We start from the raw sequence: 20,619 nt of genomic DNA, 5'->3' as shown, positions 1-20,619 counted from the left end.
GGGCGCCCGAACGGCGACGCGCGGGCGCTGCCCGAGCCGATGGTGCGCTGCGCCGAATGCGGCGTGCATGCGCCGAAGGGCGACGCCGTCGCCGCGGGCGGTGAATACTTCTGCAGTGCCGAGCACGCGCAGCGCCACGCCGCGCGGTCGAGTGGTCGCGACGCACGATGAGCGACGCGCGGTTGCTGTCGGTCGACGCGCACGGCTGGGTGCGCGAAGCGCGCCATGCGCCGTCGCCGAACTTCGAGGTGCGGCCCGCGGGCGCGGTGCCGACGCTCGTGGTCGTCCACAACATCAGTCTGCCGCCCGGCGAATTCGGCGGTGACGCGATCGAGGCGCTGTTCCTGAATCGTCTCGACTGCGATGCGCACCCCTATTACCAGAGCCACCTGCGCGACGTGCGCGTGTCGGCGCACTTCCTGATCCGCCGCAACGGCGAACTCGTGCAGTTCGTGTCGTGCGACGAGCGTGCGTGGCATGCGGGCTCGTCCGAGTTCTTCGGCCGGGCGCGCTGCAACGACTTCTCGATCGGCATCGAGCTCGAGGGCGCGGACGACGTGCCGTTCGACGACGCGCAGTACGCCATGCTCGCCGCGCTCTCCCGCGCGCTCGCGGCACGCTACCCGGTCGACGCATTCGCGGGGCACTCGGACGTCGCGCCGGGCCGCAAGACCGACCCGGGCCCGCATTTCGATTGGCAACGCTTCGCGAGCGATGCCGGTTTTTCCGCCGAATACTTTCCTTTCCGTCAGCACTGATCGCAGGGTTTTTGAGGGCGCGAAATTTTTTTTTCCGACCAATGCCTTGTCGCGTCTGAGCCTGCGCGGGGTGGGGGTGATGTCAATACCTTCAGCGCAAATTATCCATTTTGACGTCCTCCGAATGTCCACTATACTTGGTGCCAGTTGAGCAGTTCTGCACTAGATATAGTGTGTGTCGCCGGGGAAACCCGAGCGGCACCGGCCGGCGGGCAACGCCGGCGGACAGGGTTCTCAGGGCGGCGCGTCAGGCCGGGCGGTCCGGGCGTCGCGATCAGCGCAGCGAACATCGACGGGGCAGGGGACACATGATGAAGCACACGACCGGATCGGTTGTCGCGCATCGACCGAACCGGCTTCCCCGGCGCATCGCTCGCCTCTTACCGCTCGCGCACCGCGTTGCGCAGCGTTCGTTTTAATCCGCGGTTCTCTCCGCACCATCCAACACCAGGAGCTTTGCACATGCAAACCACCGACAACGCGACGTCCCAGTACGAGAGCGCCTCGAGCCGTCCGCTCGGCGGGACCGAACAGGGCGCGAAGGCGCTCGCGCCGCAGGCCACGTTCGCCGACTACAAGGTGATCCGCCGCAACGGCAGCGTCGTCTCGTTCGAACCTTCGAAGATCGCGATTGCGGTGACCAAGGCTTTCCTGGCCGTCAATGGCGGGCAGGGCGCGGCATCGGCGCGCGTACGCGAGCAGGTCGAGCAACTGACGCACAACGTCGTGCGCGCGCTCGTGCGCAGCCGCCCGAACGGCGGTACGTTCCATATCGAAGACATCCAGGACCAGGTCGAACTCGCGCTGATGCGCGGCGGCGAGCACAACGTCGCGCGTGCGTACGTGCTGTATCGCGAGAAGCGTCACCTCGAGCGCCAGCATGCGGGCGAGGAAGCAGCGGCAGCCGGCGGCGAGGCGAGCACCGGCATCAACGTCGTCGACAACGGCGTCACGCGCCCGCTCGACCTGAACGCGCTGCGTGCGCTGATCGTGTCGGCATGCGACGGCCTCGGCGCTGCGGTTAACCCTGATCCGATCGTCGCCGAAACGGTGAAGAACCTGTACGACGGCGTGCCGATGAGCCAGGTCTACGACTCGGCGATCCTGGCTGCGCGCACGATGATCGAAAAGGATCCGGCATACAGCCAGGTCACGTCCCGCATCCTGCTGCACACGATCCGTCGCGAGATCCTCGGCGAGGAAGTGGTGCAGGCCGAGATGTCGACCCGTTACGCGGAATACTTCCCGCAGTTCCTGAAGCGCGGCGTCGACGCCGGCCTGCTCGACGACAAGCTGCTGCAGTTCGACCTGAAGCGCCTCGGCGAAGCGCTCGACGCGAACCGCGACCTGCAGTTCGGCTACCTCGGCCTGCAGACGCTGTACGACCGCTACTTCCTGCACGTCGAAGGCACCCGCATCGAAATGCCGCAGGCCTTCTTCATGCGCGTCGCGATGGGCCTGTCGCTGAACGAGATCGACCGCGAAACGCGCGCGATCGAGTTCTACAACGTGCTGTCCAGCTTCGACTTCATGAGCTCGACGCCGACGCTGTTCAACTCGGGCACGCACCGCTCGCAGCTGTCGTCGTGCTACCTGACGACCGTCGCGGACGATCTCGACGGCATCTATGAAGCGCTGAAGGAAAACGCGCTGCTGTCGAAGTTCGCCGGCGGCCTGGGCAACGACTGGACGCGCGTGCGTGCACTCGGCTCGCATATCAAGGGCACGAACGGCAAGTCGCAAGGCGTGGTCCCGTTCCTGAAGGTCGTCAACGACACGGCCGTCGCGGTCAACCAGGGCGGCAAGCGCAAGGGCGCGGTCTGCGCGTACCTCGAATCGTGGCACCTCGACATCGAGGAGTTCCTGGAGCTGCGCAAGAACACGGGCGACGATCGCCGCCGCACGCACGACATGAACACGGCGAACTGGATTCCCGACCTGTTCATGAAGCGCGTGATGGAAGGTGCCGACTGGACGCTGTTCTCGCCGTCGACCTGCCCGGACCTGCACGACAAGTTCGGCGCGGAATTCGAGGCGGCTTACACGGCTTACGAAGACAAGGTCGCGCGCGGCGAGATCAAGCTGTTCAAGAAGATCCCGGCGGCGCAACTGTGGCGCAAGATGCTCGGCATGCTGTTCGAGACGGGCCACCCGTGGATCACGTTCAAGGATCCGTGCAACATCCGCTCGCCGCAGCAGCACGTCGGCGTCGTCCACTCGTCGAACCTGTGCACGGAAATCACGCTGAACACGAGCGACACCGAAATCGCGGTGTGCAACCTCGGCTCCGTGAACCTCGTCGCCCACCTGGTGAAGCAGGCCGACGGCAGCTACGCGCTCGATCACGACAAGCTGAAGCGCACGATCAGCGTCGCGATGCGCATGCTCGACAACGTGATCGACATCAACTACTACGCGGTGGCGAAGGCGCGTAACTCGAACCTGAAGCACCGCCCGGTCGGCATGGGCATCATGGGTTTCCAGGACTGCCTGCACCTGCTGCGCACGCCGTACGCATCGCAAGCGGCCGTCGAGTTTGCCGATCGTTCGATGGAAGCGGTCTGCTACTACGCCTACCACGCGTCGACCGAGCTGGCCGAGGAGCGCGGCCGCTACTCGAGCTACCGCGGTTCGCTGTGGGATCGCGGCATCCTCCCGCAGGACACGCTGAAGCTGCTCGCTGAAGCGCGTGGCGGCTACGTCGAAGTCGACACGTCCGAATCGCTCGACTGGACGTCGCTGCGTTCGCGGATCGCCACGCACGGCATGCGCAACTCGAACTGCGTCGCGATCGCGCCGACGGCGACGATCTCGAACATCATCGGCGTGTCGGCCTGTATCGAGCCGACCTTCCAGAACCTGTACGTGAAGTCGAACCTGTCGGGCGAATTCACGGTGGTGAACGAGTACCTGGTGCGCGACCTGAAGGAACGCGGCCTGTGGGACGAAGTGATGGTCGCCGACCTGAAGTACTTCGACGGCATGCTGTCGCGCATCGACCGCATCCCGGCCGACCTGCGCGCGATCTACGCGACCGCGTTCGAAGTCGACCCGACGTGGCTGGTCGAAGCGGCATCGCGTCGTCAGAAGTGGATCGACCAGGCGCAGTCGCTGAACATCTACATGGGCGGCGCGTCGGGCAAGAAGCTCGACGAGGTCTACAAGCTCGCATGGCTGCGCGGCCTGAAGACGACCTACTACCTCCGCACGATGGCGGCGACGCACGTCGAGAAGTCGACGGTCGCACACGGCGCGCTGAACGCCGTGCCGACGGGCGGCGGTTCGAGCAGCGGCGGCGCGCAAGGCGCGGCCGGCGGCTTCGGTGCGGCAGGCGGCGCAGCATCGTCGTCGGGTGCAGTCGACGCGGCACCGGCACTCGCGCCGGTCGAGGCAGATGGTCCGGTGTGCACGATGCGTCCGGGCGATCCTGGCTTCGACGAGTGCGAAGCGTGCCAGTAACGCAGTGCGCCTGACCTGGGAAGCAGGTCAGCGCGGCGCACACGACGACCGATCGAGGTTGAAGTGTGCGCCGCTCTCAACTAAAAAAATGATAAGGAATCTGTAACGCGGCACCTGCGTTGCAGGCAGTGACAAGCGATCGAAACATCCCCGACGACGTCGCGTTTCGATCAGCGTTCGATGCGTCGAGCGCACCTCGCGATACACGCGCGACGCACGTCGCGCGCTGCATGAACGACGATGCGTTGCTCAAAGTGTTGTATCGAGGTCGCAACGCGAATCGAAAAAAGGATTTTTCGTGAGCGAACCCTTTTATCGCTCAGGAAAAGATGGTACAAACCGTTCTAAATTGATGGTGAGAATTTATGCTCAACTGGGATGAAGAGAAGACTGCCGTAACTCCCGCGAGCGGAGCGCAGCAAAACGCGATGCGCACCTCCGCAGGAACGGCTGTCGGACTGCAGGCTGCAACGCCTGCCGCCCATCACGTCCGCGACATTTTCGAAGGCGATCTTGCGGTGCCCCCGCAAGCATCGGCTGTTCCCGCCGGCGGTTCGGAAGCGCGGGTCAATGTCGCCGACAAGCGCATCATCAACGGCCAGACTGACGTCAATCAGCTGGTGCCGTTCAAGTACAAGTGGGCGTGGGAAAAGTATCTGGCCGGTTGCGCGAACCACTGGATGCCGCAGGAAATCAACATGTCCCGCGACATCGCTCTGTGGAAGGACCCGAACGGTCTGACCGAGGACGAGCGCCGCATCGTGAAGCGCAACCTCGGCTTCTTCGTGACGGCCGATTCGCTCGCGGCGAACAACATCGTGCTCGGCACGTACCGCCACATCACGGCGCCCGAGTGCCGGCAGTTCCTGCTGCGCCAGGCGTTCGAAGAGGCGATCCACACGCACGCGTACCAATACATTGTCGAATCGCTCGGTCTCGACGAAGGCGAGATCTTCAACGCGTACCACGAGGTCACGTCAATCCGCGCGAAGGACGAATTCCTGATCCCGTTCATCCACACGCTGACGGATCCGGCCTTCAAGACCGGCACGCTCGAAGCGGATCAGAAGCTGCTGAAGTCGTTGATCGTGTTCGCCTGCATCATGGAAGGCCTGTTCTTCTATGTCGGGTTTACGCAGATCCTCGCGCTCGGCCGCCAGAACAAGATGACGGGTGCTGCAGAGCAATATCAGTACATCCTGCGCGACGAGTCGATGCACTGCAATTTCGGCATCGACCTGATCAACCAGATCAAGCTCGAGAATCCGCATCTCTGGACCGCCGAATTCCGCGCCGAGATCCGCGAGCTGTTCAAGCAGGCTGTCGAACTCGAATACCGCTACGCCGAGGACACGATGCCGCGCGGCGTGCTGGGTTTGAACGCGTCGATGTTCAAGAGCTATCTGCGCTTCATCAGCAACCGTCGTTGCCAGCAGATCGGCCTTGACCCGCTCTACCCGAACGAGGAAAACCCGTTCCCGTGGATGAGCGAGATGATCGACCTGAAGAAGGAACGCAACTTCTTCGAGACGCGTGTGATCGAGTATCAGACGGGCGGCGCGCTGTCCTGGGAATAACCCGCAGCAGCGAACCCGTCACATGATGGAACAGCCGGCGGCCTCTCGGCCCCGGCTCAAGGTTTAGGAGCAAGAACGCCTGATGCAAAGCATGCCCGGTGCCTTAACGGCACGACGACACGACAGGCACTTTGCGAACCCTTCAGTGGGATGGGCAAACTTCCCTCCGGAAAAAGCGGACGGCCGTGTGGCGGTCCGCTTGATCAAGCGATTAGGGGTAGCGGCGCGAGGTGCGCCGGCTACCGACTTGATTTGGCGCGCGAGGCCGAGTGGCCACGCGCGCCATACCGTATTCATTAGCGTAAGCGCGTGGTATCCGCGTACGCCGATGAATAGCCCGCTTCGAAGCGCACGTCCTGAACAGCGTCCGCGGGAAGCGGGTTTTGACGAAGGGTGTAGTTTGAACTGACTCTCATCTGAACCTGAAGGAGAACAACATGGCACTTGCCAAGAAGAAACCGGCTGCAAAGAAGGCCGCAGTGAAGAAGGTCGCTGCGAAGAAGGCTGCTGCTCCGGCGAAGAAGGCCGCTGCAGTGAAGAAGGTTGCTGCGAAGAAGGTCGCGGTGAAGAAGGTTGCCGCGAAGAAGGCAGCACCGGCGAAGAAGGCCGCAGTGAAGAAGGTTGCTGCGAAGAAGGTCGCAACGAAGAAGGTTGCAGCCAAGAAGGTCGCGGTGAAGAAGGTTGCCGCGAAGAAGGCAGCACCGGCGAAGAAGGCCGCAGCGAAGAAGGTTGCAGCCAAGAAAGTCGCAGTGAAGAAGGTTGCTGCGAAGAAGGCCGCACCGGCTAAGAAGGCTGCTGCGAAGAAGGCCGCGCCGGCGAAGAAGGCTGCTGCGAAGAAGGCTGCGCCTGCGAAGAAGGCTGCCGCGAAGAAGGCTGCGCCTGCTGCGAAGAAGGCTGCCCCTGCGAAGAAGGCCGCTGCTCCGGCGAAGAAGGCTGCCGCTGCTGCTCCGGCTGCCGCTCCGGCTCCGGCGAAGAAGGCCGCGGCTCCGAAGAAGGCTGCTGCTCCGAAGAAGGCCGTCGTGAAGAAGGCTGCGCCGGCAACGACCGCGTCGACCGCATCGGTGGCGCCGGCATCGGGCGTGAAGACTGCGCTCAACCCGGCAGCGGCATGGCCGTTCCCGACCGGCAGCCGTCCGTAATCGAGGCTGACCTGCACCACCCGGACACTCACGTGGTGTCCGTGGGTTGAGTAGCGCTACTCAATCAGTCCCGCCATCTGGCTCAGGTGGCGGGATTTTTTTCGTCCGTCCTTGCCGATGTATCGATGTGCCCGCATCCCGGACACCCGTAAGCCGGCTGCGGCGAGTACGGACGAAAAAAAACGCATGTGCAGCTTCGCACATGCGTTCGACCGCGGCTTGCGCCGCGTGCTGAGGACCTGTTAGTGCGTGACGCGCGTGACGCCGCCGCTCGACAGCAGTCGCACGCGTTCGCCGGCGCGGAACGCTTCGCCGCTTGCAGCCTGCGTGATCGAGCGCAGATCGCCGTTGTCGAGGCGCACGGTGATTTCGACACCGTTCGCCGTGCTGAGGTTTTCGCCGACCGCGTTGCCCGCGACCGCGCCGACGAGGCCGCCGGCGATCGCGGTCAGGATCGACCCCTTGCCGCCGCCGATCGCGCTGCCTGCCACTGCGCCGAGCGCGCCGCCGCCGAGCGTGCCGATCGCGCTGCCGCCGCCGTCGGACTGGATGCGCACCGCGCGGACGCTTTCGACCGTGCCCATGCGGACCGTCTGTTCGCGCTGCGCCTGGCCGACGCTATAGACATCCGCCGAACCGGGGGCGGTGAAGCAACCGGTGAGCGTCAGCGAGGCCGTCAGCATGGCCGCGAGCGTGAGGGTCTTTTTCGTCAACATCTTTGCTCTCCCACAAGATTCATTTGAGACTGTAACCGAATGCAGTCTCGAAGCGCGCGTCGATTTCGGCGCGCGTCAGTACGTAAGTCTGGGGCCCCTGGTGGGCGATCTTGATCGAGCCCATCAGGCTCGCGAGGCGGCCCGTGGTTGCCCAGTCGAGGCCATGCTCGATGCCGTACAGCAAGCCACCCCGGAAGGCATCGCCGCAGCCGGTCGGATCGGAGATCCGCTCGGCCGGCACGACCGGAATCTGCTCCGTGCCTTGTTTGTGGCGGATGGTCGCGCCGTGCTCGCCGCGCGTGATGACGAGGGCGTCGACCCGGCTGGCGATTTCATCTTCGGACCATCCCGTCTTGTCGCTCACCAGCTTGGCCTCGTAGTCGTTGACCGCCACATAGGTCGCAAGTTCAATGCTGCGGCGCAGCGTCGCACCGTCGAACAGCGGCAGGCCCTGGCCCGGATCGAACACGAACGACACGCCGGCCTTGGCGAGTTCTTCGACGTGCTGCACCATCCCGTCGAAGCCGTCGGGGCCGACGATCGCGAGCTTGATGCCCGGCGCGTCGCCCGCATGGTTCAGGTGCGACTGCATCATCGCGCCGGGGTGGAACGCCGTGATCTGGTTGTTGTCGAGATCGGTCGTGATCATCGCCTGCGCGGTATACGTGTCGGGCAGCACGCGAACGTGGTCGCGGCGCAGGCCGAGCTGGTCGAGCCGGTCGAGATACGGCTGCGCGTCGAGCGCGCCGATCGTCCCCATGATGCGCGCATCGCCGCCGAGCAGGTGCAGCGCGTACGCGATGTTGCCCGCGCAGCCGCCGAATTCGCGGCGCATCGTCGGCACCAGGAAGCTCAGGTTGATGAGGTGCACCTGGTCGGGCAGGATGTGCTCGCGGAACCGCCCCTCGAAGGTCATGATGGAATCGTAGGCGATCGAGCCGCAAATCAACGTAGCCAAGGTGTGCGTTCCTGTAGAAATGAGGAACCCTGCGCGACAACGCCGCGCGAAAGGCGCGGCGCGGCAGGGGAAAGCGAAAGAAAGCTTACTTCAGTGCGGCGAGCGCGGCATCGTAGTTCGGCTCGTCCTTGATTTCGCCGACGAGTTCCGCGTGGATCACCTTGTCCTGCGCGTCGAGCACGACGACCGCACGGGCGGTGAGGCCGTTCAGCGGGCCGCTCGTCACGTCGACGCCGTACGCGTTCGCGAACGCGCGGCCGGTGCGAAACGTCGAGGCCGTCACGACATTCTCGAGGCCTTCGGTCGTGCAAAAGCGCGTCGCGGCGAACGGCAGGTCGGCGGACACGACGACGACGACCGTGTTGTCGAGCGACGATGCGGCTTGGTTGAACTTGCGGGTCGACGTCGCGCAGGTCGGCGTGTCGAGGCTCGGGACGATGTTCAGCACCTTGCGCTTGCCGGCGAAGCTGGCGAGCGACAGGTCGGCGAGGTCCTTGCCGACCAGCTTGAAATCGGCGCCTTGCGCGCCGACGGCCGGGAACGTGCCGGCGAGATCGATCGGGTTGCCACCCAGCGTAACTTTGCTCATGTTCGTGCTCCGAAATAGCGCGCCGCTCGGGCGCGCGGGTTGAGACGGGCGCGCAGGCGCGCGCCGCGGCGCGTCACGGATAGAAAATCTGGACGCGGAAATTCGAGGCGGGTGTGCCGTTCGTTTCGACGCGGACGACCATCGTCTGCGTCGTGCCGGGCGGCAGCCCGGCGTCGATCGGCGTGCCCGGGCGCACGTAGTCGCGCGGCGCGAGTACGCGGCGCGCGGTCACGTGGTTGGTGTCGTCGAGCAGCGTCAGCTCGAGCGACGGGTAGGCGAGTGCGACGCGGAAGCGGTTCGTCAGCGGCACCTTCAGCTCGAGCTCGCGCGGGCCGTCGAGCTGGCGCAGGTCGGTCGCGTCGAGCCGCAGGCCGTCGATCGCGCGCGGCGGCGCAACCGTGCAGCCGAGCGGCGCGCAGGCCTGCCGGAACCAGCCCTGCGTAACGGGCCAGTAGATCATCAGCGTTTCGCGCTGCCACCATGCGAGTTGTCCGACGAGCAGCACGGCGAGCGCGGCAGCGACGAGGCCGCCGAAAAAGCCGCCGAGCATGCCGCGCCGCTGCGGCGCGCGGGTTTCGCGCGTGACGGCGAAATGCGGACGATCGTCGTCGGTCAGCGCGGCGGGGAAGGGGGCGCCCGGCGCGTGGGTCGTGGCGGCGGGCGTCTCGTCGTGCCGGGTGGTGCCGGAGTCGGGCTCGGGCCCGGCTTCGGTGACGGCTGGCGCAGGCGCGAACGCAAAGCGCGGTTCGCGCGGCGCGCGTTCGTCGTCCGGCACGGCGAAGTGCGCGGTTCCGACGGGTTCGGCGGCGTCGCGAGCGGTCTCTGCGTCCGACGGAAGGTGCGCGACGAAGCGGGGCTCACGCGGGTCGCGTTCGACGGGCGCGGCCGATGGTTCGGTATCCTGCGGCGTTTGCGTCTGCAGCGATTCGGCCGGTTGTTCGACGGCAGCGGAGGGGGCCAGCTCGGCCGGGGAGGGCGCGAACGGTGCGGGCGTACCCGACAGGTGCACGACGCCGGCTTCGATGGACGGAAGGGCAAGCGGGATCAGCGGCTCGGTGCGCACGGTCCGCACGCTGTGCTGCAGCGACGGGTCGACGCCGGCATCGAGCCACGGCGCCCACATGTCCCAGCCTTCCGGCTTGTAATCGGTGTCGGAAGGTGACCCGGCCGGCGCTTCGGCAGCGAACAGCCGAGGCGGGGCCGGATGACGCGCATCACCGTCATCCTGCGCGGCAGCCGGCTCGGTCAGGACCGGCTCGGGCTGCTGCGCGTGCTCGGGAACGAGCGACTCGGATGCGTTGAAGACTTCGTGGCAATGCCCGCAGCGCACGAGCCCTTGATGCAGCGAGAGCTGTTCCTGCTGCAGCCGGAAGACGGTTTCGCAATGAGGGCAGCGCGTCGCAAGAAGCATGTCGAGCCGGGCGGCCTGCTGGCCAGAGTGAAGGACAGCGCTATTCTAATGGCTTTCGCGGCGGGTTCCGGCGAGGCATACCCAACCTTCGTGCTCGCGCCAGACCGAGATGTCGACGTAGCGTGCGTAGACGGCCGCCACTTCGTCCGCCTGGCGCGCGAGCACGCCCGACAGCGCGATGCGCCCGCCCGGCTTGACCTTCGAGGCGAGCATCGACGCCATCAGCTTCAGCGGATTCGACAGGATGTTCGCGACGACGATGTCGAATTCACCGTCCGGGCACGCATCGGGCAGCCCGTACGTGACTTCCGCATGGTTGCGTTCGCTGTTCTGCCGCGCCGATTCGACCGCTTGCGGATCGATGTCGATGCCGATGACGGGGTTCGCCCCGCATTTCTTCGCGAGGATCGCGAGAATGCCCGAGCCGCAGCCGTAGTCGAGCACGGACTGACCGGGCTTCACCGACTGCTCGAGCCATTCCATGCACAGGCGCGTGGTGGGGTGGCTGCCGGTGCCGAAGGCGAGGCCCGGATCGAGTTCGAGGATGAGCGCGTCGGGATCGGGCGCATCGTGCCACGACGGCACGACCCAGATCCGCTCGCCGATCGGGATCGGCTCGAACTGCGATTGCGTGAGACGCACCCAGTCCTGCTCTTCGACTTCGCGGACGGTGAACGCCGGCGTCTCGGCGACGCCGATCTCGTTCGCGGCCGCCGCGAGCAGCACGGCCGGCTCATGGTCGGCCGCGAGCAGCGCAACCACGCGCGAGTGCTGCCACGCGGTGCGGTCGGGCACGAGGCCCGGCTCGCCGAAGAGCGGCTGTTCGTCGGGCGTGTCGGCGTCGGCATCTTCGACCGACACCGACAGCGCGCCGAGTTCGAGCAGCGCGTCGGACAGCGCCTCCGCATGCTCACGGGCCAGTTCGACGACGAGTTCGCGATAGCTCATGCTTACGCTTCTTCCGGTGCGACCTGCTGCTTCTGGGCGAGCCGGTTTTCGAGGTAGTGGATGCTGGTGCCGCCTTCGACGAACTTCGAGTCGATCATCAGCTCGCGGTGCAGCGGGATGTTGGTCTGGATGCCTTCGACGACCATTTCCGACAGTGCGATGCGCATCCGGCTGATCGCCTGCTCGCGCGTCGCGCCGTAGGTGATCAGCTTGCCGATCATCGAATCATAGTTCGGCGGCACGAAATAGCCATTGTAGGCGTGCGAATCGACGCGCACGCCGGGGCCGCCCGGCGTATGCCACGACGTGATCCGGCCCGGCGACGGCGTGAACTTGAACGGATCTTCCGCGTTGATCCGACATTCGATCGCGTGCCCGCGGAACTGGATGTCGCGCTGGCGCAGCGTGAGCTTCTCGCCGGCCGCGATGCGGATCTGTTCCTGCACGATGTCGACGCCCGTGATCAGCTCCGATACCGGGTGCTCGACCTGCACGCGCGTGTTCATCTCGATGAAGTAGAACTCGCCGTTTTCATACAGGAATTCGAACGTGCCCGCACCGAGGTAGCCCATCTTCTTGCAGGCGTCCGCGCAGCGGTCGCCGATGCGATCGATCAGGCGGCGCGGAATGCCGGGTGCCGGCGCTTCCTCGATCACCTTCTGGTGGCGGCGCTGCATCGAGCAATCGCGCTCGCCGAGCCAGATCGCGTTCTTGTACGCGTCGGACAGCACCTGGATTTCGATGTGGCGCGGGTTCTCGAGGAACTTCTCCATGTACACCTGCGGGTTGCCGAACGCACGGCCGGCTTCCTCGCGGGTCATGTTGACCGCGTTGACGAGCGCGGCCTCGGTGTGCACGACGCGCATCCCGCGCCCGCCACCGCCGCCTGCCGCCTTGATGATGACCGGATAGCCGATCGCGCGCGCAATCTTGACGATCTCCTTCGGATCGTCCGGCAACGCGCCTTCCGAGCCCGGCACGCACGGCACGCCGGTCTTGATCATCGTCTGCTTCGCGGTGACCTTGTCACCCATCATGCGGATCGTTTCCGGGCGCGGGCCGATGAACGTGAAGCCCGACTGCTCGACACGTTCCGCGAAATCGGCGTTCTCCGACAGGAAGCCGTAGCCGGGGTGGATCGCCTCGGCATCGGTGACTTCCGCGGCGCTGATCAGCGCCGGCATGTTCAGGTAGCTCAGGTTCGACGGGGCCGGGCCGATACAGACGGCTTCGTCCGCGAGGCGCACGTACTTGGCTTCCTTGTCGGCTTCCGAGTAGACGACCACCGTCTTGACGCCGAGCTCACGGCACGCACGCTGGATGCGCAGCGCGATTTCACCGCGGTTGGCAATGAGGATTTTTTCAAACATAGCGAGTATTCGTCTCTTCGAGGGGCGCGCGAACGGCGCCTGGCGGGCATCGGCGGCGCGCGGCCCGCAGGCCGCGCGGCGGACTTAGCCGATCACGAAAAGCGGCTGGCCGTATTCGACAGCCTGGCCGTTCTCGACGAGGATTTCCTTGATCACGCCGGCCTTGTCCGACTCGATCTCGTTGAGCAGCTTCATCGCTTCGATGATGCAGATCGTCTGGCCTTCCTTGACCGTATCGCCCACCTGGACGAACGGGTCCGCGCCCGGCGACGGTGCGCGATAGAACGTGCCGACCATCGGCGACGTCACGACGTGGCCCTGCGGGACAGCCGGAGCGGCCGCGCCGCCTGCGGCCGGCGCGGCAGCGCCTTCGGTCGGCAGCGCGGCCGACGGGGCGGGCGCGCTGACTTGCGGGGCATACCCAGCCGTCGGCTGCACATAGACCGGGGGCGCGTTCTTGACGATGCGCACCTTGCCTTCGCCTTCCGTCACTTCCAGCTCGGAGATGCCGGATTCGGAAACGAGGTCGATCAGAGTTTTCAGCTTACGAAGATCCATCGGGAATTCCCCTTTCAATACGTGAAAGCGCCGGTTAGGGGCCGGCGCTGAATCTAGATCGCGAAATCAGCCGCGCGACGTGCCTTGCAGCTTGTCCAGCGCGTACTCGAGCGCGTACAGATAACCTTTCCAGCCGAGCCCGCAGATCACGCCTTCGGCCTGGTCGGAAAAGTAGGAGTGGTGCCTGAACGCTTCGCGGCGATGCACGTTCGACAAGTGAACCTCGACGAACGGGATGCCAACGCCGGCGATCGCGTCCCGGATCGCGACACTCGTGTGCGTGTACGCGGCCGGATTGATCAGGATGAAATCGGTCTGTTCCTCCCGCGCGGCCTGGATGCGGTCGACCAGCGCGCCTTCATGGTTGCTCTGGAACGACGACAGTTCGGCGCCGGCTTCCCGGGCACGCGCGGCAAGCGCCTGATCGATCTGTGCGAGCGTGACGCGGCCGTACACCTCCGGTTCCCGGGTGCCGAGAAGGTTCAGGTTGGGGCCGTGCAGCACCAGCAATCGTGTCATGGTCGCTTCTATTTCTGCGGAATTGCGCGAACTTTAGCGCTATTTAGAGAAATTTGTCTAGTTTTGCCGAACGGCCGAGCGCGCGCGATCTGCAAGAATTACCGGCGCGCATCCAAAGTGCCGGCGAATTCACGCGAAATTGCGGCGATCGACGGGCAAATTGCCGCCAACGTGCGCGCCGCCGTTCAGGCAGGTTACAGCGCGTCGAGCGTCTTTTTCAGCTCGGCCGGCTGGATTTGTCCCAATTTTGTCTCGCGAATCTTGCCGGTTTCGTCGATGACGACCGTAAACGGCAGCGCGCCGGCCGTATTTCCGAAATTACGGGCCAGATCGGCGCCCGCATATCCGCTGACAAATACCGGGTAATCGACCTTCACCTTCTGCAGAAAGTTCTTCACGTTCTGTTCGGAATCGACGCCGATCCCGATGAAACGGATGCCCTTCTGCTTGTATTGGTGCGACAGCGCGACGAGCTCCGGCATCTCCTCGACGCACGGACCGCACCATGACGCCCAGAAATTGACGACGACCTTGTGGCCCTTGAACGCGGACAACGTGGCCGGCTTGCCGTCGGTGCCCGTCAGCGACGCCGCCCACAACTGTTCGACCGGGCTGCCGTGTGCGGCGGGCGCGGCGACGGCGACCCCGTCGTCGGCGGGGCCGCGGAACCAATGGCCGGCGGCGAGCCCGCCGGCAACGGCGGCGGCCGCGACCACCGCGAGCGCCAACATGCGTTTCATCATCATCGTTGAATCATTCCGGTTCGGAAGGGGGCTTGCCTGCTTCGACGAGCGCGCGCAGCGCGGCGGCATCCGCACGGGCGACCCGGCCGCGCGCGTCGGCCTTGACCGCGCCGCGCAGGTCGTCGCTCGCATAGAGCGCGAGGTGGATGCCGATCGCATCGACGTCGCGCCGCGGGCGCCACAGGAAACTGAGCGTCTCGACGTCGGCGCGGCCCGCGAAGTGCCGCGTCTCGGAGACGTCGTACTGGACGTTCTGGTTCAGCAGGTAGATCGCGACGTCCTTCGGATTGTCGGTGAATGCCTGCAAATGAATATCCGAATGTGCGTTCGCGGTGCCGTTCAGCACGGCGCCCGTCACATAAGGATGGAACTCGGCGAGCCGGCGCATCCAGTCGAGCGCGATTTCGCGCAGGCGGCGCAGTTCGTCCGGCTGCGTGTCGCTCTGGAACAGGGCGAGGTACTCGCGCAGTTCTTCCTCGATCTGGTCGTTATCCGGCAGCCATTCGCCGGCAACGCGCGTATCGCCCAGCAACTGGCGCGCGGCCTTGCGCTTTGCGCCGGCATAGTCCAGGCCGTCCTCCGCGATCAGGCGCGCGGCGGACTGGGCGATTTCCTCGCGGACGCGCCGCGGGTCGAGAAGGGTTTTACGAGACATGATCCGGCAATCATACTCGATCGCCGCAGGGCCCGAGCGCGGGTGCGGCGGCCTGCCGGCACCGTTCGCGCGCAGCGTTCGGGCCGCCGGGCACGGCAGGCCGTCAGTTACAATACTGTTCTTTGTGTCGCGGCAAAAGCCGTTGGCCGGTCGCCGGCCGCACGGCCTGCCCGCCGCGCCGCACACGCATCCTTTCCGAATCGACGGCGCCCGGCGGCGCGAAAGCATTCATCTATGCACATCCACATTCTTGGCATCTGCGGCACCTTCATGGGCGGTCTCGCCGTACTCGCGCGCGAGGCGGGCCACACGGTGACGGGTTGCGACGCGGGCGTCTATCCGCCGATGAGCACGCAGCTCGAGGCGCAGGGCATCACGCTGATCGAGGGCTACGACGCCGAGCAGATCGACCTGAAACCGGACCTGTTCGTGATCGGCAACGTCGTCACGCGCGGCAATCCGCTGATGGAGGCGATCCTGGATCGCGGCCTGCCGTACGTGTCGGGCCCGCAGTGGCTCGGCGAGCACGTGCTGGCCGGCAAATGGGTGCTCGCGGTCGCGGGGACGCACGGCAAGACGACCACGTCGTCGATGCTCGCGTGGCTGCTGGAAGACGCGGGCCTGAACCCGGGCTTCCTGATCGGCGGCGTGCCGCTGAACTTCGGCGTGTCGGCGCGGCTCACCGATTCGAGCTTCTTCGTGATCGAGGCCGACGAATACGACACGGCGTTCTTCGACAAGCGCTCGAAGTTCGTCCACTACCGGCCGCGCACCGCGGTGCTGAACAACCTCGAATTCGATCACGCCGACATCTTCCCGGATCTCGCCGCGATCGAGACGCAATTCCACCATCTCGTGCGTACCGTGCCCGGTATCGGCCGGATCGTCACGAACGGCCGCTCGGATGCGCTCGAGCGCGTGCTGGCGCGCGGCTGCTGGAGCGAGGTCGAGCGCTTCGGCGTCGACGGCGGCTGGCAGGCGCTGCCGGCCGAGGACGGCGTGCCGGTCGACGAGCGCTTCGCGGTGTATTCGCACGCGGAACGCGTCGGCGAAGTCGCGTGGCAGGTGCAGGGCGATCACAACCGGATGAACGCGCTCGCGGCGATCGCGGCCGCGCGCCACGTTGGTGTGCCGCCCGCGCAGGCGGCCGAGTCCCTCGCGTCGTTCCGCAACGTGAAGCGCCGGATGGAAGTGCGCGGCAGCGTGGACGGCGTGACCGTCTACGACGACTTCGCGCACCATCCGACCGCGATCGACACCACGATCGCCGGCCTTCGTGCCCGCATCGGCCGTCAGAATGCCCGCATCCTCGCGGTGCTCGAGCCGCGTTCGAACACGATGAAGCTCGGCGTGATGAAGTCGCAATTGCCGGCGAGCCTGGCCGACGCCGATCTCGTATTCGGCTACGGCGCGCCGATCGGACGCGACGCGCTCGGCTGGAACCTGGCCGAAGCGCTGGCGCCGCTCGGCGAGAAGGCGCACGCATTCGACGATCTGCAGCTGCTGGTGAAGTCCGTCGTCGCCGCGGCCCGCCCGGGCGACCACGTGCTCGTGATGAGCAACGGCGGCTTCGGCGGCGTGCACCAGAAGCTGCTCGATGCGCTCGGGAGCCGCACGTGATCCTGTACCTGCACGGCTTCCGGTCGTCGCCGGAATCGCAGAAGTCGCGCCAGCTCGCCGCGCGCATGGCCGAACTCGGCCGTATCGACGAGTGGCGGTGCCCGTCACTGTCGGTGTCCCCGCTCGAAGCGATCGCGGTGGCGGAAGCCGAGGTGGCCGGTGCGCGCGACGTGACCGTCATCGGCAGTTCGCTCGGCGGCTATTACGCGACGTGGCTGGCCGAAAAGCACGGCTGGAAGGCCGTGCTGCTGAATCCGGCCATCGTGCCGCAGCGCGATCTCGAGCAGCATCTCGGCGAACAGCCGCTGTACCACGGCGGCGGCACGATCGTCGTCGAGCGCCGTCACCTGCAGGAGCTCGATGCGCTGCGCGTGCCGGCGATCACGCGTGCCGAACGCTACTATCTGTTCGCGGCGACCGGCGACGAAGTGCTCGATTACCGCGAGATGCTCGCGCATTACCCGGGCGCGAAGACGCGCGTGATCGAAGGCAGCGATCACGGGATCAGCGAATTTGCCGATTATGTCGACGACGTTCTCGCGTTTTGCGACGGAAAGACGTCTTAAACCGGCCATGTGCCGATCGAATTCCCATCATCATGCGGCGCCGCCGACGCGGCGCCCGGCAGTCTGAACGAGAGTACTGAGTGAACGTTTTCTTCGAGGAATCGGGCAGTTTCAAGGCGGGCAGCGTGCTGTCGCGCCAGGGCGACGCGTTTCAGGTCGAGTTGCCCGGCGGGCGGCGGGCGAAGGTGCGCGCGAAAGACGTGCTGATCGAATTCGACAAGCCGGCCGCAAGCGAACTGATGCAGGAGGCCGACACGGCCGCGCAGCAGATCGATCTGGATTTCCTGTGGGAATGCGCGCCGGCCGACGAGTTCGCCTATACGGCGCTGGCCGCGGAATACTTCGGCGCGTCGTACGGCCCGGTCGAGCGCGCGGCGCTCGTGTTGCGCCTGCACGGCTCGCCCGTCTACTTCCGCCGCAAGGGGCGCGGCCAGTACCAGCGCGCGCCGGAAGAGCAGCTCAAGATGGCGCTCGCGTCGCTCGAGCGCAAGCGCCAGCAGGCGCTTGTCCAGGTGCAGTATGAAGAGGAACTGAAGGCCGGCAAGCTGCCGGAGGCGTTCGCGGGCAAGGTGCTCGGGCTGCTGACGCGGCCGGACAAGAACGCGATCGAATACAAGGCGATGGAAGCCGCGGCCGGTGCGCGCGGCGTGTCGCCGGCGCGGTTGATGCTCGACTGCGGCGGCATCGCGTCGCCGCGTGCGCTGCACGAGGCGCGCTTCCTCGCGGAATTCTTCCCGCACGGCACGGGCTTCCCGGCCGTCACGGTCGGCCCGCTGCCGGATGACCTGCCGCGCGCGGACGTCCAGGCGTTCTCGATCGACGACATCACGACGACCGAAATCGACGACGCGTTCTCGGTCGAGCACCTGGCCGACGGCCGCGTGCGGATCGGCGTGCACATCGCCGCGCCGGCGCTCGGCATCGTGCGCGGCGACCCGGTCGACGCGATCGCGCGCACCCGCCTGTCGACCGTCTACATGCCGGGCGACAAGATCACGATGCTGCCGGACGACGTCGTCGACGTGTTCACGCTGAAGGAAGGCGATTACCGTCCGGCGCTGTCGCTGTACATCATCGTCAATCGCGAAACCCAGGAGATCGTCGCGAACGAGACGCGCGCCGAGCTCGTGTTCGTGAAGAGCAACCTGCGGCACAACCACCTCGACGAGCTCGTCAACGAAGAGACGCTCGCGGCCGGCACCGGCGAGTATCCGCACAAGGACGACATCGCCGTGCTGTGGCCGCTCGCGCAGGCGCTGTTCGAGAAGCGCCAGGTCGCGCGCGCGGGCTACGGCCTGAAGCGCGAGGTGCAGCGCAACACCGATTACAACTTCTACGTCGACGGCGAGCACGTGTCGATCACGCCGCGCCGCCGCGGGTCGCCGCTCGACCTGATCGTGTCGGAGCTTGCGATCCTCGCGAACTCGACCTGGGGCGCCTTCCTGCACGACCACACGGTGCCGGGCATCTATCGTTCGCAGCGCGGCTTCGGCGCGCCGGGCCCGAAGCGCACGCGGATGCAGACGACGGCCGCGCCGCACGAAGGCCTCGGCGTCGCGCAGTACGCGTGGAGCACGTCGCCGCTGCGCCGTTACGTCGACCTCGTGAACCAGTGGCAACTGCTCGCGTGCGTGCAGCATGGCGTCACCGCGAAGCTCGCCGCGCCGTTCAAGCCGAAGGACGCCGACCTGTACGCGGTCGTGCAGGGCTTCGACGACACCTATACGGCCTACGCCGACTACCAGCGCCGGATGGAATATTTCTGGTGCCTGCGCTGGCTCGCGCAGGAACAGAAGAAGCAGGTCGTCGCGAGCGTCGTGAAGGGCGACCTCGTGCGCCTCGAGGAAATTCCGCTGCTGTTGCACGTGCCGGGGCTCGGCGTGCATGCGCGCGGTACGCGCGTGCTGCTCGACGTGATGGCGCTCGACGAGCTGACGATCGAGGCGTCGGTGCGGTTGCTGAACGTGCTCGACGCACCGACCGTGACGAGCGGCGACGCGGCGGAGGAAGAGGATGACGCCGAAGGCGGCGACGACACACTGATCGACACCGAGGACGCAACAGCAGAAACCGAAGCCGAAGCACTGGCGGAAGCGGATGGCGCGGCGGCCGGTGAAGGCGGGGAAGCCGCGAACGGCAACGCCGGCGAAGAGGGGCGCGCATCATGACCGCGATTGCGTCGACGAGCGGCGCCGACCGCTATGTGGTGTTCGGCAACCCGGTGGCGCACAGCAAGTCGCCGTTCATCCACGCGCAATTCGCCGCGCAAACGGGCGAGCCGGTCGAATACACGCACCGGCTCGCGCCGCTCGACGGTTTCGACGCGGCCGTGCGCGTCTTCGTCGCCGAAGGCGGTCGCGGCGCGAACGTGACGGTGCCGTTCAAGCTCGACGCGCATGCGCTCGCCGACACGCTGTCGCCGCGCGCGGCGGCGGCGGGGGCCGTGAATACGCTGCGCATCGACGCCGACGGCCGCATCCACGGCGACAACACCGACGGTGTCGGCCTCGTGCGCGACATCGAAGCGAATCTCGGCGTGTCGCTGGCGGGCGCACGCATCCTGCTGCTCGGCGCCGGCGGCGCGGCGCGCGGGGTCGTGCTGCCGCTGCTCGATCGCGCGCCGCTGTCGATCGGAATCGTGAACCGCACCGCGAGCAAGGCCGAAGCGCTCGTCGGCCAGTTCATGCAGGCCGCGCACGATGCGGGCTGCACGCTCGCGGGCGGTGGCCCCGACGTCGTGCGCGCGGAGCCGTACGACGTGGTGATCAACGCGACGGCCGGCAGCCTCGATGCCGCGCTGCCGGAGTGTGATGCGGCCGCGTTCGGTGCGGGCACGCTCGCGTACGACATGATGTACGGCGCGCAGCCGACGGTGTTCATGCAGCATGCGGCGTCGCTCGGCGCACGCACGGCCGATGGGCTCGGCATGCTCGTCGAGCAGGCGGCCGAATCGTTCTTCATCTGGCGCGGTGTGCGGCCCGACGGCGCGCCGGTGCTGGCCGCGCTGCGCCAGGCGCTCGCGGCGAGCTGAGC

20 protein-coding genes are annotated in these 20,619 nt (G+C 66.3%); 10 read left to right on the top strand and 10 right to left on the bottom strand.

The genetic code is table 11. The features are described from left to right. From G3N96_RS23535 to G3N96_RS23510, 6 genes are all read left to right on the top strand, one after another. Positions 1 to 171: PP0621 family protein (locus tag G3N96_RS23535; protein WP_277399454.1), on the top strand; the 171-nt coding region annotated here is incomplete at its 5' end. Continuing rightward, the gene (gene ampD, locus G3N96_RS23530; RefSeq protein WP_089430578.1) at positions 168 to 758 is read left to right on the top strand and encodes a 1,6-anhydro-N-acetylmuramyl-L-alanine amidase AmpD; all 591 of its coding nucleotides are present in this window, start codon (positions 168 to 170) and stop codon (positions 756 to 758) included. The genes G3N96_RS23535 and ampD, both read left to right, overlap by 4 nt. Positions 759 to 1,220: 462 nt before the next feature. Then, complete coding sequence (locus G3N96_RS23525) at positions 1,221 to 4,217, top strand: ribonucleoside-diphosphate reductase subunit alpha (protein ID WP_124576461.1); 2,997 nt, start codon at positions 1,221 to 1,223, stop codon at positions 4,215 to 4,217. A gap of 365 nt (positions 4,218 to 4,582) precedes the next feature. Further along, positions 4,583 to 5,794, top strand: coding sequence for a ribonucleotide-diphosphate reductase subunit beta (locus tag G3N96_RS23520; RefSeq protein WP_206138630.1), 1,212 nt, complete (start codon positions 4,583 to 4,585; stop codon positions 5,792 to 5,794). An 82-nt stretch (positions 5,795 to 5,876) separates the two neighbouring features. Then, positions 5,877 to 6,203, top strand: a complete 327-nt coding sequence (locus G3N96_RS23515; RefSeq protein WP_089455555.1) for a hypothetical protein — start codon at positions 5,877 to 5,879, stop codon at positions 6,201 to 6,203. Between the two features lie 28 nt (positions 6,204 to 6,231). Further along, positions 6,232 to 6,933, top strand: a complete 702-nt coding sequence (locus G3N96_RS23510; protein WP_089439185.1) for a histone H1-like DNA-binding protein — start codon at positions 6,232 to 6,234, stop codon at positions 6,931 to 6,933. Positions 6,934 to 7,175: 242 nt separating this feature from the next. On the opposite strand, the gene G3N96_RS23505 is transcribed toward G3N96_RS23510, so the two are convergent. From G3N96_RS23505 to G3N96_RS23460, 10 genes are all read right to left on the bottom strand, one after another. Further along, positions 7,176 to 7,649 carry a glycine zipper 2TM domain-containing protein gene (locus G3N96_RS23505; protein ID WP_021161893.1) on the bottom strand — a complete coding sequence of 158 codons (474 nt, stop codon included), beginning with the start codon at positions 7,647 to 7,649 and terminating at the stop codon, positions 7,176 to 7,178. A gap of 19 nt (positions 7,650 to 7,668) precedes the next feature. Further along, complete coding sequence (locus tag G3N96_RS23500) at positions 7,669 to 8,607, bottom strand: carbohydrate kinase family protein (RefSeq protein ID WP_206138629.1); 939 nt, start codon at positions 8,605 to 8,607, stop codon at positions 7,669 to 7,671. A gap of 85 nt (positions 8,608 to 8,692) precedes the next feature. Continuing rightward, positions 8,693 to 9,196 carry a thiol peroxidase gene (tpx, locus tag G3N96_RS23495; RefSeq protein ID WP_089494059.1) on the bottom strand — a complete coding sequence of 168 codons (504 nt, stop codon included), beginning with the start codon at positions 9,194 to 9,196 and terminating at the stop codon, positions 8,693 to 8,695. 73 nt (positions 9,197 to 9,269) lie between these two features. Next, on the bottom strand, positions 9,270 to 10,607 hold the full coding sequence (locus tag G3N96_RS23490) for a DUF3426 domain-containing protein (protein WP_124576462.1): 1,338 nt from the start codon (positions 10,605 to 10,607) through the stop codon (positions 9,270 to 9,272). 45 nt (positions 10,608 to 10,652) lie between these two features. Beyond that, a complete protein-coding gene (gene prmA, locus G3N96_RS23485) occupies positions 10,653 to 11,555 on the bottom strand; it encodes a 50S ribosomal protein L11 methyltransferase (RefSeq protein ID WP_039353046.1) in 903 nt (300 codons plus the stop codon). A gap of 2 nt (positions 11,556 to 11,557) precedes the next feature. Continuing rightward, positions 11,558 to 12,925: an acetyl-CoA carboxylase biotin carboxylase subunit gene (gene accC, locus G3N96_RS23480; RefSeq protein WP_021161890.1), complete on the bottom strand. Its 1,368-nt coding sequence runs from the start codon at positions 12,923 to 12,925 to the stop codon at positions 11,558 to 11,560. An 84-nt stretch (positions 12,926 to 13,009) separates the two neighbouring features. Beyond that, the gene (accB, locus tag G3N96_RS23475) at positions 13,010 to 13,483 is read right to left on the bottom strand and encodes an acetyl-CoA carboxylase biotin carboxyl carrier protein (RefSeq protein WP_046544894.1); all 474 of its coding nucleotides are present in this window, start codon (positions 13,481 to 13,483) and stop codon (positions 13,010 to 13,012) included. 66 nt (positions 13,484 to 13,549) lie between these two features. Beyond that, positions 13,550 to 14,002, bottom strand: a complete 453-nt coding sequence (aroQ, locus tag G3N96_RS23470; RefSeq protein ID WP_011350880.1) for a type II 3-dehydroquinate dehydratase — start codon at positions 14,000 to 14,002, stop codon at positions 13,550 to 13,552. Positions 14,003 to 14,196: 194 nt separating this feature from the next. After that, complete coding sequence (locus tag G3N96_RS23465) at positions 14,197 to 14,748, bottom strand: TlpA disulfide reductase family protein (protein WP_206138628.1); 552 nt, start codon at positions 14,746 to 14,748, stop codon at positions 14,197 to 14,199. Positions 14,749 to 14,755: 7 nt separating this feature from the next. Then, the gene (locus G3N96_RS23460) at positions 14,756 to 15,400 is read right to left on the bottom strand and encodes a UDP-N-acetylmuramate--alanine ligase (RefSeq protein WP_206138627.1); all 645 of its coding nucleotides are present in this window, start codon (positions 15,398 to 15,400) and stop codon (positions 14,756 to 14,758) included. Between the two features lie 234 nt (positions 15,401 to 15,634). Between G3N96_RS23460 and mpl the strand changes: the two genes are divergently transcribed. From mpl to aroE, 4 genes are all read left to right on the top strand, one after another. Further along, the gene (mpl, locus tag G3N96_RS23455; protein ID WP_206138626.1) at positions 15,635 to 17,020 is read left to right on the top strand and encodes a UDP-N-acetylmuramate:L-alanyl-gamma-D-glutamyl-meso-diaminopimelate ligase; all 1,386 of its coding nucleotides are present in this window, start codon (positions 15,635 to 15,637) and stop codon (positions 17,018 to 17,020) included. Beyond that, the gene (locus G3N96_RS23450; protein ID WP_206138625.1) at positions 17,017 to 17,586 is read left to right on the top strand and encodes a YqiA/YcfP family alpha/beta fold hydrolase; all 570 of its coding nucleotides are present in this window, start codon (positions 17,017 to 17,019) and stop codon (positions 17,584 to 17,586) included. Before mpl ends, G3N96_RS23450 begins: the two co-directional genes overlap by 4 nt. An 80-nt stretch (positions 17,587 to 17,666) precedes the next feature. Further along, positions 17,667 to 19,754, top strand: coding sequence for an RNB domain-containing ribonuclease (locus G3N96_RS23445; protein WP_124576466.1), 2,088 nt, complete (start codon positions 17,667 to 17,669; stop codon positions 19,752 to 19,754). Then, a complete protein-coding gene (gene aroE, locus G3N96_RS23440) occupies positions 19,751 to 20,617 on the top strand; it encodes a shikimate dehydrogenase (RefSeq protein ID WP_206138624.1) in 867 nt (288 codons plus the stop codon). The genes G3N96_RS23445 and aroE overlap by 4 nt, the downstream gene beginning before the upstream one ends. Positions 20,618 to 20,619 lie beyond the last annotated feature (2 nt).

It is taken from the genome of Burkholderia sp. Se-20373, from assembly GCF_017104705.1.
In the GTDB taxonomy this organism is placed as follows: domain Bacteria; phylum Pseudomonadota; class Gammaproteobacteria; order Burkholderiales; family Burkholderiaceae; genus Burkholderia.
Note: the sequence above shows the minus strand (reverse complement) of the source record. Positions and strands in the feature narration are given on the sequence as shown.

What these genes read in the sequence shown, in the direction of transcription:
- ampD (WP_089430578.1), top strand. Translation starts at nt 168, where the DNA reads ATGAGCGACGCGCGGTTGCTGTCGGTCGACGCGCACGGCTGGGTGCGC.
- aroQ (WP_011350880.1), bottom strand. Translation starts at nt 14,002, where the DNA reads ATGACACGATTGCTGGTGCTGCACGGCCCCAACCTGAACCTTCTCGGC.
- G3N96_RS23515 (WP_089455555.1), top strand. Translation starts at nt 5,877, where the DNA reads ATGCAAAGCATGCCCGGTGCCTTAACGGCACGACGACACGACAGGCAC.
- G3N96_RS23490 (WP_124576462.1), bottom strand. Translation starts at nt 10,607, where the DNA reads ATGCTTCTTGCGACGCGCTGCCCTCATTGCGAAACCGTCTTCCGGCTG.
- G3N96_RS23525 (WP_124576461.1), top strand. Translation starts at nt 1,221, where the DNA reads ATGCAAACCACCGACAACGCGACGTCCCAGTACGAGAGCGCCTCGAGC.
- G3N96_RS23520 (WP_206138630.1), top strand. Translation starts at nt 4,583, where the DNA reads ATGCTCAACTGGGATGAAGAGAAGACTGCCGTAACTCCCGCGAGCGGA.
- G3N96_RS23465 (WP_206138628.1), bottom strand. Translation starts at nt 14,748, where the DNA reads ATGATGATGAAACGCATGTTGGCGCTCGCGGTGGTCGCGGCCGCCGCC.
- accC (WP_021161890.1), bottom strand. Translation starts at nt 12,925, where the DNA reads ATGTTTGAAAAAATCCTCATTGCCAACCGCGGTGAAATCGCGCTGCGC.
- tpx (WP_089494059.1), bottom strand. Translation starts at nt 9,196, where the DNA reads ATGAGCAAAGTTACGCTGGGTGGCAACCCGATCGATCTCGCCGGCACG.
- G3N96_RS23505 (WP_021161893.1), bottom strand. Translation starts at nt 7,649, where the DNA reads ATGTTGACGAAAAAGACCCTCACGCTCGCGGCCATGCTGACGGCCTCG.
- G3N96_RS23460 (WP_206138627.1), bottom strand. Translation starts at nt 15,400, where the DNA reads ATGTCTCGTAAAACCCTTCTCGACCCGCGGCGCGTCCGCGAGGAAATC.
- accB (WP_046544894.1), bottom strand. Translation starts at nt 13,483, where the DNA reads ATGGATCTTCGTAAGCTGAAAACTCTGATCGACCTCGTTTCCGAATCC.
- aroE (WP_206138624.1), top strand. Translation starts at nt 19,751, where the DNA reads ATGACCGCGATTGCGTCGACGAGCGGCGCCGACCGCTATGTGGTGTTC.
- prmA (WP_039353046.1), bottom strand. Translation starts at nt 11,555, where the DNA reads ATGAGCTATCGCGAACTCGTCGTCGAACTGGCCCGTGAGCATGCGGAG.
- mpl (WP_206138626.1), top strand. Translation starts at nt 15,635, where the DNA reads ATGCACATCCACATTCTTGGCATCTGCGGCACCTTCATGGGCGGTCTC.
- G3N96_RS23510 (WP_089439185.1), top strand. Translation starts at nt 6,232, where the DNA reads ATGGCACTTGCCAAGAAGAAACCGGCTGCAAAGAAGGCCGCAGTGAAG.